Below are 13,465 nucleotides of genomic sequence, written 5' to 3'. Positions count from 1 at the left end.
TCACAATGACCGTTTGGTTTCTATTCACCTTTCATAGGCAAAGATATACAGCAAAGACGTTCTCCTTATTTATTCTATAAAGTTTTTTCAGATAAATTTCATTCTTCATTTTTAAGAGTGACTTAGTTATTCCGTTATATAATACAACAATCAATAAATTTATCACTCAATCTGACGATTACTTTACAATATTTTTTTAATTAATTTCTCACTTGCATTGCCATCTTCCCACTGATTAAATCTTTCGTGAAATTTATCTATTTGAGTTGAATATTTCAACGCCAACACATCAATGTCTTTCAATGCCATTGCTAAACTGTACGCGTCTGTATAGATCGGTCCAGGTAAATCTTTGTGGTAATCTAAATAAAATCCTCGTAAATCATCTTTATACTTATCAATATCGTAACTAAAGAATACCGTTGGTCGCTTTAATATACTGTAGTCAAAGAATACTGATGAATAATCTGTTATTAATAAATCACTAATTAAATATAACTCTGAAATATCTGGGTAGCTTGATACATCATAGGCAAAGCCTTCGAATTCCGAGATATCAAGTGCACTTGCTATTAAATAGTGCATTCTCAGTAAAATTACAGAATCTCTTCCTATTGTATTTTGAAGATTTTCTAAATCTATTTTAAGTTCAAATTTATATTTCCCTTTTTTAATAAATTCATCATCTCTCCATGTGGGTGCATACATGATGACATTTTTATCTTCAGGTATACCAATCTTCTGTTTTAGATTATCAATAAATGATTGATCATTTTGTTTGGTTGTCAAGATATCATTTCTTGGATATCCGGTTTCAAGAAGACGTTCTTGGTCCATCCAAAACGCACTTTTAAAGATTTCAGATGAATATTTATTCGGTGAAACTAAATAATCCCATCGGTCAGTCTCTTTCTTGAAATTATATTTATATGCCGGGGTCGTAGTTCCTGGCATTCTAACAACTTTCATATCGTTACCTAGACGCTTTAAAGGCGTTCCGTGCCATGTTTGAAGATAAACTTGACCTGGTTTTTTTATTAAATAAAGTGGGATACGTGCATTTGCGACCCAGTACTTACTTGTTGCATATGCCTCATAAAATTCTTTCGAAAGTCTTTTAACTTTCTTCGCTGGTCCAGGGATGTCAAATTTATCAGGATGATTTAATACCCAGATATAAGTATAATCCGGATAGTTTTTATACATATATTCATAAATATATTTCGGGCTATCTGAATAACTCTTACCTGCAAAGCTTTCAAATACAATCTGTTTATCATTGATTGCTTTCTTATGAAGATTCAGATCATATAATGAACGTGCACGCGACTTTTTATTCAGTAGTAATCTTCTGTATATTCTTGATTGCTTTCTAAATTTATTTAATTCATACGCTTTAGCATACTGTTTCCTTTTTAATAACCTGATTTCTCTTTTCATTAATAATCCTGATTGTTTGTAACTCTTTTTATCCATAACATAGAATATTTTATTTAAAGTTTTAGCATGTTGTTTATATCTTTGTGCGATTTGGCGTAAGTCCGGATTAAAATATCTTTTAATTCTTCCCATCATTTTTTTATCAAGGAAACGTTTCACTCGGATGTCGTCGGCCACCGTACGTGCATAAAAATAGCCTTTGACGTAATAATTGAACATTAAATCAAATTCACTTTTCGAGAGATTAGGTTTGTTAAATGGATCGTACACCTCACCTCTATAATAAAATCCATTATTCTTGATTTTAATGAAGGCATTAACGTGTTTTTGATATTCAACCGAAAAAGCATAATCACTATATAGACGCAGCTTTTCATTAAATTTAATTTGATGTTCATCGATTATAGATTTTTTATATAATATGCCGCAAACTGTGTTTCTTCTAAGAAATGCATTTGGATTCGTTACATTCGACATGGTTTCAGTTTCTAATTCAACTTCACTGATGCGTTCTACTTTTTTTACAGTAAACTTATTCATTGGTGCGATTACGCCATCTAAACCTTCTGTATGCTCATACATATACTTTAAAGTAAAAGAAGAAATTGTATCATCCGCGTCTAAAAAATAGATCCAATCACCTGTAGCATGTTCTAGACCTCGATTTCTACTATAGGCCACGCCCATATTTTTTTCATTGTACAAATGTTTAATATTTAAATTCTTGTCTTTAATCCAGCTTTCAATCAATGTCTCAGACTGGTCATTTGAGTAGTCATTAATCAAGATCACTTCAAAATCTTTATATTCCTGTTGTTCAAGACTCTTTAAAGTATCAACTATATAATCTTCAGAATTATAATAGGGTATTATTACTGATATTTTATTCATACTTTTCTCCTTATTCATTTAGTGCACTATATTTATAAACGTTTACAAAATCTCTATAATATATTAACATAAACTTAACAATTATACATAAAATACTGGAGGCCAATCTATTGAGACGCGTTATTACCTATGGAACATACGACTTATTGCACTATGGTCATATTGAATTACTTCGTCGTGCGAGAGAGATGGGTGACTATCTTATTGTAGCACTTTCAACTGACGAGTTTAATAAGCTTAAAAACAAGAAATCTTATTATGATTATGAACAACGTAAGATGATGTTAGAGTCGATTCGTTATGTTGACTTAGTTATCCCTGAAAATGACTGGGAACAGAAGAAAACAGATGTATCGAAATTTGAGGTTGATACTTTCGTTATGGGGCATGACTGGGAAGGCGAATTTGATTTTCTTAAAGATCAATGTGAAGTTGTGTATGTTAAACGTACTGAAGGTATCTCAACAACTCAAATAAAAAAAGAGTTATATGGCAGAGACGCAAAATAATACCAGGGCTATTGTCCTGGTTTTTTTATGAGGTGACGTATGCGTATACAAATTGTTAAATTAAATCAAGCAGTATCTGGTCGTCAACTGTGTGAATGGATTGGTGAGCGGGATCATGTTGTTGTGGTTGATGCATCTATGCGTGTAAATGACACACAGCTGAATTGTGTAGAGACAAGTGCACTCCATACTTTTGTAGATTATACGGTAGATCAAAAGTATATTAATTTATACGATTGTTTCGGCCTTGATGTTGTGAATGCAAGCGCGATTGTGCAGCCCTATCTTTGTGCTTCTATTGTGTACAATAGTCGTTTATTGAAATCACAGTTAGCTAAAGCAGATATTACTTTTGACAGTGCGATAGATATTATGATTTATGTGCTGCATTTAAGTGATCAAGTTACTATAGATGGACATGTTGTCTTTGACTTTGAATCGAAAAGTTATCCGTCTAAGGCATTGTTAAGTACCATTGCACAGTCTGAGTTGTCATATCCATGGCAGCAGTACCTTCAATTTCATGGTATACGCTCAAAAGGTGAATTTCATTCAATTAATAAGCCCTATACATTGTCCGTAGATCGTTTAAATCAAAATTTCAAGCTTCCACCCTCTTTATTTAAGCGATTTTACAATATACTTTTCCAACGAAAAATTCGTCCTTACCAAAGATCTAATGAGTGAGGCTGTCGGAGATACAAAACCTTATATTGTTTTTATGGGTTTCGACTATCATTTTAGAGGTAACTCACGTTATTTGCTTATGTCTTTATTGGAGGATTCACGCTTTAATGCATTTGATATTTATTTCGTGAGCGATCACCACCGTGATACACTCGAGCAATTGAACGTCCGTGTGATACCTGTCAATGAATCCTCTGCTATTATTCTGAATGCGCGTGTCGTAATTTTAGAATCCTTTGCACCTGATGATTTTCATACAAAGGGTACTGTGATCAATCTATGGCATGGTACGCCAATTAAACAGTTGTTTTTAGATAGTAAAGAGTCTGTACAGAATGCTTCTGTCTTCTTATATCGTCTTAGAAAGTATAATAAGCTCCAACGAACGGACGTATTCATTACAGATACACCGTCAGCAAATCATTTATTTGAAACAGCCTTTAATATCAATCCTTCACGTATAAAGGATGTCGGCTATCCACGAGTGCATTACATGAAACAGCTGATTCGTAATAGAGCAACCTATGAACAGCTGAGAGAAAGTGTGTGTCAAAAGTATGCACTTGATCCAAACAAACAATTACTCCTCTACCTTCCGACATGGAAAACGTATGACTATGAACCGATTGACTTTAATATGCTTACTGATTATGAGGTGATTTCGAAACCACATCCAGAATCAACACAAATTGTTCATGGTATTATCAGTGATTTACCAACTGAAGATCTACTCGTTGTCTGTGATGTTGTCGTGACAGATTATTCATCTGTTGTGTTCGATGCACTTGCACTGAATAAACGTTGTTATATGATTATGGATGATATCGAAAGTTACACTTCTTCTCGAGGTGTGTACAATGACGTTATCGACACGTTATCACCTTTAATTTATTATCACAGGGACGATTTATTCAATGCCATTCTCTCAGAAACTTATTACAATATTGATAAGTATGTCAATACTACTTCAAGTAACGAACCATTACATGACTATATTTTAAAGCAGCTGCATTAATTACGCAGCTGCTTTATTTTGTCCTTTATTCTTGTTTTTAGTATAAACAATTGTCCTTTAACAGGGTGATGTAAAATATAGTTCTTCAATTTAAAGTGATGTGCTTTGATATAGTGTTCGAGCTGTTGTCGCTCTGATTTATTACCATACAGTGTTACAAAGAGCACGATTTGATTTAGGCTCTGATTGTTGTAGGTGCTTGTTCTCATCTCTTCGATATAGCGAATTACATCATCGATAAACTTTTCATCATGCTCAACACGCAAAACGTGTTTGATTAAATAACTGACAATCAATTCGTCCATTCTATAGCTATAGTATTGCATAAGCTCCTGTGAATTTTGTGAGGTTGCCAGTAGATCAAAGACACGTTGACGTGCTTTTATAGCATCTTTAATATATTCAGAGCCGTTTTGATAGCTTTGAGTGATGGATCCGGTGGATATGTGATAATAATAGACAACTTTATCCGTTACAAAGACACGATTCATCAGGCATTTAATATTAAAGGCATGTTCCTCACAGAATGTAATATCCTCATCAAACTGTGATAATATATCTCTACGGTATAACTTTGCTCCTGGTCCGATTGACTGCATCAATTCCGGTGATCGAGATAACGTTGTCGATCCTGACGTGTAGGTGTGGCTTTTAATTGGAATTAATTTGTTTGATTTCATATGCTGTATGTGTCCTACATAAACATCGTGTGCTGGTTGTTTCTGTCTCAGTTGTTTAAAATGCTCAATCACGCCTTCAGCAAGTGAATCATCACTATCTAAAAACATCACGTAGTCTGAGGTCGCTGCGATGATTCCTTTATTTCGTGCTTTAGCCGCGCCTTGATTGTCTTGATGTATATAGATGACTTGTTTGCTATTTTGATGTTGCCATAATTTAATCTGCTCGCGACTTTTATCGGTAGAGCCATCATCCACACAGATAATGTAATCTGCTGCTCTCGCAGAATCAAGCGCACGTGTTATTGTGGCTTCCGCGTTATATACAGGTATAATGACCGTTATCACTGTAATCGCTCCTTTATATACTGAATGATATCTTGTGTTGCATGCTGCGTCTGATAGTTTGTCCATCCATCTGTGTCGATACGTTCAATATGCATCAGCTTCTGCTGTAATGCTTCAACTGTATATGCTTTTATTTCTTGTGGCAATGCATAGTAGTACTGATTTAATCCGCGTGAAGCTTCATATTCCGCTTCATCCGGCACATATAGCATGACACGCTTTCCTTTATACAGTGCTTCTATCGCGAGTGAACTATAATCTGTAATAATAATATCTGCAAGATTCAAGCACGCATCTAATGTTAATTGCGAAATTTCGGTATCCGTCTCATAATTATGGTCTGAAGGGTGTGCACGGATGCGTAGGTTTTTCACGTGTTCTTGCTTAAGTTTATCGCTTTCCTTCAACGTGTAATCTCGGTATGTCGGAACAAATAGTACTGTATCGGCTTCACTTTGTGATGCAGTTGAATATTCAAGTCTTGGTAGTCCGGTTTTAATAAAGTTCTTATCGGATGCATTCAATGATTGTTTAAATACTTCTATCATATGATCACCCGCAACGATATAACTATCAGTAAAGTCATATACATCTTTATACTGCTGGATCATCTTGGTGTTTGATACGTCTACAGAACGATCTTCAAGTCCGAATCGTTTCAATGCACTGGATGCATGCCATATTTGAATGACTTCTTGATCTCTATGCTTTGTAATAGCACCGAACATTAAATAGTACGTATCGATCAGTATAACTTTCGCACGTTTCACCGCCTTGATATGCTGAAATAGATATTTATTATTTAATGGAATCGCATTAATGTTATGATAATTTAATTGTTTCTTTACAACATCGTTATACTTCGGATGATATAATAGAGAAATATCGATTTTTTGTGAAGCGAGTTGCGTTATTATCGGTAATAGATCTTCTGTAAATGTCATTGTTATTACGATATGATTTGGTTTTGGCCTGGTAACAATGAATCGATCTAACAGTTTTAATAGGATTATATAGCTCGCTTTGATTAATGTTCTCATACTACACCTCAGTCAGGAGTTTATCATGCAATCATTTACATTTTTAGTTCACAATATATATTATATCGGCGGAACAACGAGAGCCATCATTAATCTTGCAAATACATTAAGTACACGAGGTCACGATGTAACACTGTTATCTGTATTTAAAAGTAAAACTTCGCCTGCTTATCCGACTCACGAAAATATAAATGTTGAATGTATTATTGATTATAGTAATAAATTAAACATTGTGCCAATGATTATGAACAGAATTCATACATTCACACCATTGCTGAAGCCAAAAGTGATTCAGTCTGATGAACCCGGTTTAAATCAGTTCTCAGCATATATTGAACGTAAGATCATACAGGCTATCCAGCATGTTGATACTGACTTTCTTGTCGGAACACGTGCAACGTATAATATATTAATTGCACAGTATAGCCGTACAACCACTATCGGTATGGAGCATATGCACTTTAATGCACATCCAGAACGTTTACAGTCTTTAATAAAATCTACATATTCTAACTTAGATTACATTACAACGTTAACGGATGAAGATCGTAATATCTATTCATCATTTCATCCGAACGTGTTTACATTGCCAAATATTATCCCAGAAACTACTTATCATCGAGATGAACAACCGATCATCTCAAGTCTTGGGCGTTTAGAACACGAGAAAGGATTCGATCTGTTTATAGAGAGTATCTATCATATCGCGCCTTCATTACGTGAATATGACTTTAAAGTAAATATATACGGTGAGGGCCATGAACAGAGTCAATTACGTGACATGATCACTCATTATCATCTCGACGATATTATCTCCATTCACCCCATGACACAGGATGTTGCATCTATATATCGTAGAAGTATGATTGTAGCAGTGCCCTCTCGTTCTGAAGGATTTGGTATGGTGATTCTTGAGGCCATGCAAGCAGGTTGTAACGTGGTGAGCTTTAATGCACCTATCGGACCGAAAGCATTACTCAATGAAGATAATGCGATGGTAGTAGATTGTTTTAACACGCAGTTATTCGGAGAAGCTATGCTTACCCTTATTCATGATACACAGTTGCGACAACATCTTAAACAAGGTGGCTATGCAACAGTCGTTCAGTTCTCTGAAGATGGGATATATAACATAATAAGACGTCAATTACTTTAAAATAAACTAAAGTTGTAAATGCTCTTCTATGCCTTTATAATTAAATAGTTTATTAATTTGAAAATAGGAAGTGTAACAATGAATAGAATATTTAAATGGATGCTTATACTATTGTCACTCAGCCTGATTGCAGTCCCTGTCGCTTATGGTGCTTATCTATATCATTCAACAAAGACGGCAATCGATACATCCTATAATAAAGCATACGAAAAGTCTCAACTGCGTGATAAGACCGTTAATCCTTCCGTAGATAATTTCTCTATTCTGTTCCTCGGTATCGATGACAGTCCTGAGCGCCGCGACAATGGTCAGAAGATAAGCGAGGCACGTACTGACTCTATGATTCTCGCGACATTTAACCGTGATGACAAACAAGTCCGCCTGATTGGTATACCGCGTGATACACTAAGTTACATTCCATCTGTTAAGATGTATGATAAGATTACGCATGCGCACGCTGAAGGTGGTCCTAAAAGTTCAGCACATGCTGTGGAGCAGAAGTTCAATGTACCAGTAGATTACTATGTAAGAGTGAACATGCAGGCGTTCGTTGACATTGTGGATGAACTTGGCGGTATTACGTTCGATGTGCCGTTTGATATCGACGAACCGACGAAGAATGACAAAGGCAGAATTAAGATAGAGAAAGGTCGCCGGCTTCTAAATGGCAATGAAGCTTTAGCCCTTGCCAGAAGCAGAAGTGTAGACACCGATCTTGGTCGTGGTAAACGTCAGATGGAGATGATTGTTGCACTGGCTAAGAAAGCGAAAGATTCAGGTTCAATCAGCAAGCTGGACGATCTGATAGAGATTCTTGGTAACAATGCAAAGCATAACTTAACGTTTAATGATATCAGTGCGATGGCACAGTATTATGCTTCAAATGATGTAAAGTTTACACAACGTCAGCTTCAAGGCACGGATTATATGTATAACGGTGTTTATTATTATAATCCAGTAATGGAAGACGTCTATGATATTTCTAAACTACTGCATGAAGACCTTGAGCTTAAGATGACTGAAGAAGATGACCTGCTGGACTACCAGGTACGTACGCTTTATAATGATCTCATTCCTTTGATGGAGCTGGACAGAGAAGAAGTTCGAGATGCTTATGAAAATACTAACGACAGCAGCGAATCCCCTTCACCAGAGTTTGATGATACTACAAACAGCAGTGAATCTCCTTCACCGGAGCTTGATGATACTATAGACAGCAGTGAAGCCCCTTCACCAGAGTTTAATGATACTACAGACAGCAGTGAATCTCCTTCACCGGAGCTAGATAACACTACAGAAACTGTAGTGCCAGAAAACAATCTTAATAGTGAAGCAACTATAGAAGAACAGATAGATACGAATATTTATTAAGGGAGGCCCCTATGACACGCAAAACTTATGAGAAGTATCAGCATATTGATAAAGTTTTTGATCGATTAGAAACAATCATGATCGAGAACAAAGACAGAGAGAATTTGCGTAAAGATTTCTTTTACGTGAACGATTATCACCGTCAGAACTATGAAGCATTACTCATCTATTATGGAGATGCCAGCGAAAATCCGCTCATGGATGGCGCCTGCTATATTGTAGGAATTCCTGAAATCTTTGAGCAGCTTAATATATTCGATTATGATGTGCCACTGGATTTCGTATTTGATGACGGACACTTAAGTGAGAACTTTAAATCAATTGATGTGCATTATCAGTATTTAATCGCAGCTGCGCTTGAAGTTTCTGATGTTCAGATCTTCAAACCTTCCGGCTTTGCGATGGGTATGAATCACTGGAATATTAATACGATGAAGCTCTTCTGGCAATACACAGCAATCATCAGATTAGAAGCGCTTTAGACGATTAGGACTTATACACGGTATAAGTCCTTTTTATTATGTACAGCTTTAGTTCTTTACTCGATATATATAGTGATAATGACCAGGGCCGTATCATCAAGATTGGTGTTGCAAATGTTAAGGGATTATTACAAATCATTAAGCTTATATACTAAAATTTTCTGACAGTATATAATTACATTGTTAATAAGTTCATATTAGAAAGGAAACTTACATGGATAATAAATTTTACTACAAAACACCTGCTGCACTGTTAATGATGCTTGCTGGAGGAACAACGGTGGCGCATGCAGCTGAACAAACACAAGTAACACCTGAAAAAACACAGACTGATATCACACCTACAACAGCAACAAAGACTGTACAAGAGACTGCGACATCGCCTGCACAGCAGCCAACACCAGCACAAGCTGTTCCAGTGAAGACTCAGACGGCGACTGTAGATGTAAAATCTCAATACAGCTTGTCTCAAGCAGGTAAAGCTGCGACAACTTCAACATCTAAATCGACTGCGACAACGCCTTCGTCTACAACGGCGCCTAAGACGACTGCCACTCCGTCACCTTCATCTGCAGATAAAGCACCTGCTGTTCAAGCAGATACGACAGCTGAGAAACAAAGAGCGACCGTTGCTAAAGTGAACACTTCAGTTACACCCACGACACCGACTGTAGAGCAGGCAGCACCCGCTCTAAAATCTGTGAACGCTACGACGCAGTCGACTGCACCTCAAACGACTGCTGCAGCCAATAAGAGGGCTATCGCTTTAAAATCTGTGAACGCTACTACGCAATCGACTGCACCTCAAACGGCTGCTACAGCCAATAAGACTGCACCTGCTCTAAAATCTGTGAACACTACTACACAGTCGACAGCGCCTAAGACAGCTGCTTCAACACTTAAGACTTCAGCAACACAAAGTAACATACAGGCGCAAGCACCAAAGTCCATCAAGGCACGTACTTTAAACAATAAATCAAATGTCAGAACGTTAAAGGCTCAAAGTCCTTCAAACATGTCAGTAAATGAATATATCAAATATAATAATTATCAAGTTCCTCAATATGAAACACGTTATTTCAAGGATGCACCACAGATTGCCTATCGTAATGGTGTTGCGAAGCCTGAAGGAATCGTCGCTCATGAAACCGCCAATCCGAATTCAACGATTGAAGGCGAGATTTCATATATGTCGCGTAATATTAATAACGCATTTGTTCACGCTTTCGTTGATGATAATAACATTATCGAGACAGCGAATACAGATTACTTATCATGGGGAGCTGGCGGTGTATCGAATTCTCGTAATATTAATGTTGAGCTCGTGCGTGTATACGGGAAAGATCGTTTCAGTAAGTCTGTTAATAACTTAGCAGATTACTTGGCGACGAATCTCATCTACTATAAGTTACCGGTTGATAATGCACATAACGACGGTAAAGGTACCGTATGGTCACACCAGGCCGTTTCAAACTATCTCGGCGGTACGGATCACTCAGATCCCGTTGGCTGGTTCGCTGAAAACAACTATACCTTCAATGAGTTCTATAGTCTTGTACAGGAGAAATATAACTATAAGTTAAATGGTACGAAACCTACGCCTCCGGTTACAGTGCAACCGACGCCACCAAAGCCTGCTGAGACGGTTAAGGGCACAGTAACAACTTCAAGCGCTCAGATGATGGCGCGCGTCAACAGCACGAAGGCGAAAGTCTATGCTTCTGTTGACAGTGCAACGGGTGTGAGTGCGGGTCAAAAGGCCGGCAACACTTACTATGTGAATAAGAAAGCGACATTAAACGGCAATACGTACTATGCGCTTACAGACGAAACGAAAACGCCACGTGGCTGGGTAAAAGCAAATGATACGACTGCAGTGAATCGCAGTGCTGAAACGGCGGTTACGGGCAACTTTAACGTTAACAACCAAGCAACGAGTCTCTACAAGACGCCTTGGGGTACAGCGAGTCAAATTGTTACAAACTTAAAATCACATGTCGGCAAGAAGTTTACACCTACAAAGAAAGTCACTGTCGGAAAGACGAACTACTACTTCGGTACGGTGAACAATTTAACAGGATGGATTAACTTTAACGAACTGACACTGAACGCCCCTAAACCGGTTGTTAAGCCTGCACCACAGCCGATCAAGGTGTCTGCAGCTCAGATGGTTGCTAAAGTTAAACTTCCAACTTCTAAGATCTACGCCTCAGTTGATCAGAAGTCAGGTGTTAATGCATCAGATAAGGCGAACCGTACGTATTATGTGAATAAGAAAGCAACGTATAACGGAGCAACCTACTATGCATTAACAGATGAGCTAAAGATCCCGCGTGGCTGGGTGAAAGCAAGTGACGCTGTAGTCTCAAGCCGTTCTTCAGAAGTTAAGATGAATGGTAAATATAAAGTAAACAGCAAAGCAACTTCGTTATACAGCATGCCAGATGGTACGATGAGACAAGTTGTAAAGCAGTTGAAACCCTTCATCGGCAAATCATTTACACCTTCTAAGAAAATGACGGTGAATCAGTCTGTCTATGTTTATGGTACATTAAATAATATTAGTGGCTGGCTGAAACAGCATGAAATTTCAGTAGACAGAACCCCTGTCATCACAAAGTCTAAACCGGTGAAACTGATTGGTCGTACAGCACCGAAACAAGTGCTGATCTATAAAGATCTCAAAACAATCAAACCTGTTACAAAGCTTGTGGATACTCAAGTCTATGTAAACGAAACTGCGAAACGCAACAACGAACCGTACTATAAGGTAGCAGATAATAATAAGGTACTTGGATGGATCAGCAGCAAGTTTATCAAGACGGTACCGACCGCTACGGTCAGCTGGACAAAGTCCGCACATACAGTGAAGAAACCGACCAGCTATATCTATAATATTCCAAGTGGTGCGAACAAACAGCGTACCGATAAACTGTCTGCTGTTAAAGGGGGTACACTGCAAGTGATTCGCACGGATAAGGTCGGCCGTACGTTATGGCATAAGGTCATCTATAATAACAACAAGATCGGTTATGTATCATCCAGTGACTTATTCACGCAGAACATTACGAAGCTGAAATCACCGACAACATTATCTGCTGCAGTCAAAAAGCAGATGAACCTTGCTAAAGTTCATGCAGGCAGCGCACCTAAAGTTGTGTTCAGTACGTCTAAGAGCGCATACAATGTACGCAACGCTACAGCTGCTGAAGTTACAAAGGCAATGCGTACGCAAGATAAACTAACAGACCCTGTAATGAAATATCAATTCCTGGACCTTGGTAAATCAGAAGGCATCAACGCAAAGACATTAGACAAGCTGCTTGTCGGTAAAGGTGCACTTGCCGGACAAGGCCGAGCATTCGCTAAAGCAGCACAGCAATTCAACATCAATGAAGTCTACCTGATTGCCCATGCGATATTAGAGACGGGTCATGGTTCAAGCAGGCTAGCAAATGGACTTAGTATCAACAGCACGAATACTGCGACTACTTCAAAAGGCACGAAGTACTTTAATATGTACGGTGCAAAGGCTGATGATAACAACCCAGAAGTCGGCGGCATTAAATATGCTAAAGCACAAGGATGGGATAATCCGTCTAAAGCGATTGTCGGCGGTGCAAAGTATGTCAGAAGTGCTTATATCGATCATGGTCAGCGTACATTACATCAGATGAGGTGGAATCCAGCAAATCCTGCAACCCATCAATATGCAACTGATATTAACTGGGCAGCGAAGAATGCAGCGATTATCGCTAGCATGTACAAGACATTAGGTTTAGATGCAGTGAACTATGTCATCCATGAATACTAATCTTCAAGCTTACAAGCAACAATCCAAGACCC

Annotated in this window: 10 protein-coding genes; 7 read left to right on the top strand and 3 right to left on the bottom strand. The window is 37.8% G+C overall.

What is annotated here, in order from left to right:
- Positions 1-183: 183 nt before the first annotated feature.
- Positions 184-2,331 carry a bifunctional glycosyltransferase/CDP-glycerol:glycerophosphate glycerophosphotransferase gene (locus QA539_RS03690; protein ID WP_419895467.1) on the bottom strand — a complete coding sequence of 716 codons (2,148 nt, stop codon included), beginning with the start codon at positions 2,329-2,331 and terminating at the stop codon, positions 184-186.
- A 110-nt stretch (positions 2,332-2,441) separates the two neighbouring features.
- Between QA539_RS03690 and tagD the strand changes: the two genes are divergently transcribed.
- The 3 genes from tagD to QA539_RS03675 all read left to right on the top strand — a co-directional run bounded on the left by tagD (position 2,442) and on the right by QA539_RS03675 (position 4,542).
- Complete coding sequence (gene tagD, locus QA539_RS03685; RefSeq protein WP_120786474.1) at positions 2,442-2,840, top strand: glycerol-3-phosphate cytidylyltransferase; 399 nt, start codon at positions 2,442-2,444, stop codon at positions 2,838-2,840.
- A 39-nt stretch (positions 2,841-2,879) separates the two neighbouring features.
- The gene (locus QA539_RS03680; protein ID WP_419895466.1) at positions 2,880-3,527 is read left to right on the top strand and encodes a hypothetical protein; all 648 of its coding nucleotides are present in this window, start codon (positions 2,880-2,882) and stop codon (positions 3,525-3,527) included.
- Between the two features lie 79 nt (positions 3,528-3,606).
- Complete coding sequence (locus QA539_RS03675; protein WP_423245841.1) at positions 3,607-4,542, top strand: CDP-glycerol glycerophosphotransferase family protein; 936 nt, start codon at positions 3,607-3,609, stop codon at positions 4,540-4,542.
- Here the strand turns inward: QA539_RS03675 and QA539_RS03670 are convergent.
- The gene (locus QA539_RS03670) at positions 4,539-5,570 is read right to left on the bottom strand and encodes a glycosyltransferase family 2 protein (protein WP_419895464.1); all 1,032 of its coding nucleotides are present in this window, start codon (positions 5,568-5,570) and stop codon (positions 4,539-4,541) included. The genes QA539_RS03675 and QA539_RS03670 overlap by 4 nt on opposite strands.
- A complete protein-coding gene (locus QA539_RS03665) occupies positions 5,567-6,610 on the bottom strand; it encodes a CDP-glycerol glycerophosphotransferase family protein (protein ID WP_419895463.1) in 1,044 nt (347 codons plus the stop codon). Before QA539_RS03665 ends, QA539_RS03670 begins: the two co-directional genes overlap by 4 nt.
- A 25-nt stretch (positions 6,611-6,635) precedes the next feature.
- Between QA539_RS03665 and QA539_RS03660 the strand changes: the two genes are divergently transcribed.
- The 4 genes from QA539_RS03660 to QA539_RS03645 all read left to right on the top strand — a co-directional run bounded on the left by QA539_RS03660 (position 6,636) and on the right by QA539_RS03645 (position 13,433).
- Positions 6,636-7,766 (top strand): glycosyltransferase, encoded by a 1,131-nt coding sequence (locus QA539_RS03660; RefSeq protein WP_419895462.1) that lies wholly within the window; start codon positions 6,636-6,638, stop codon positions 7,764-7,766.
- Positions 7,767-7,844: 78 nt separating this feature from the next.
- Entirely contained in the window at positions 7,845-9,137 is a 1,293-nt protein-coding gene (locus QA539_RS03655) for an LCP family protein (RefSeq protein WP_419895461.1), read from the top strand.
- Between the two features lie 11 nt (positions 9,138-9,148).
- Positions 9,149-9,619 carry a DUF2538 family protein gene (locus QA539_RS03650; protein WP_133421645.1) on the top strand — a complete coding sequence of 157 codons (471 nt, stop codon included), beginning with the start codon at positions 9,149-9,151 and terminating at the stop codon, positions 9,617-9,619.
- Between the two features lie 214 nt (positions 9,620-9,833).
- Positions 9,834-13,433 carry a GW dipeptide domain-containing protein gene (locus tag QA539_RS03645; protein WP_419895460.1) on the top strand — a complete coding sequence of 1,200 codons (3,600 nt, stop codon included), beginning with the start codon at positions 9,834-9,836 and terminating at the stop codon, positions 13,431-13,433.
- Positions 13,434-13,465: the final 32 nt, after the last annotated feature.

This window comes from Macrococcus psychrotolerans (genome assembly GCF_038095555.1).
Taxonomy (GTDB): Bacteria; Bacillota; Bacilli; order Staphylococcales; family Staphylococcaceae; genus Macrococcoides; species Macrococcoides psychrotolerans.
The sequence above is the reverse complement of the archived record's forward strand: the minus strand, read 5'-3'. Positions and strand labels throughout refer to the sequence as shown.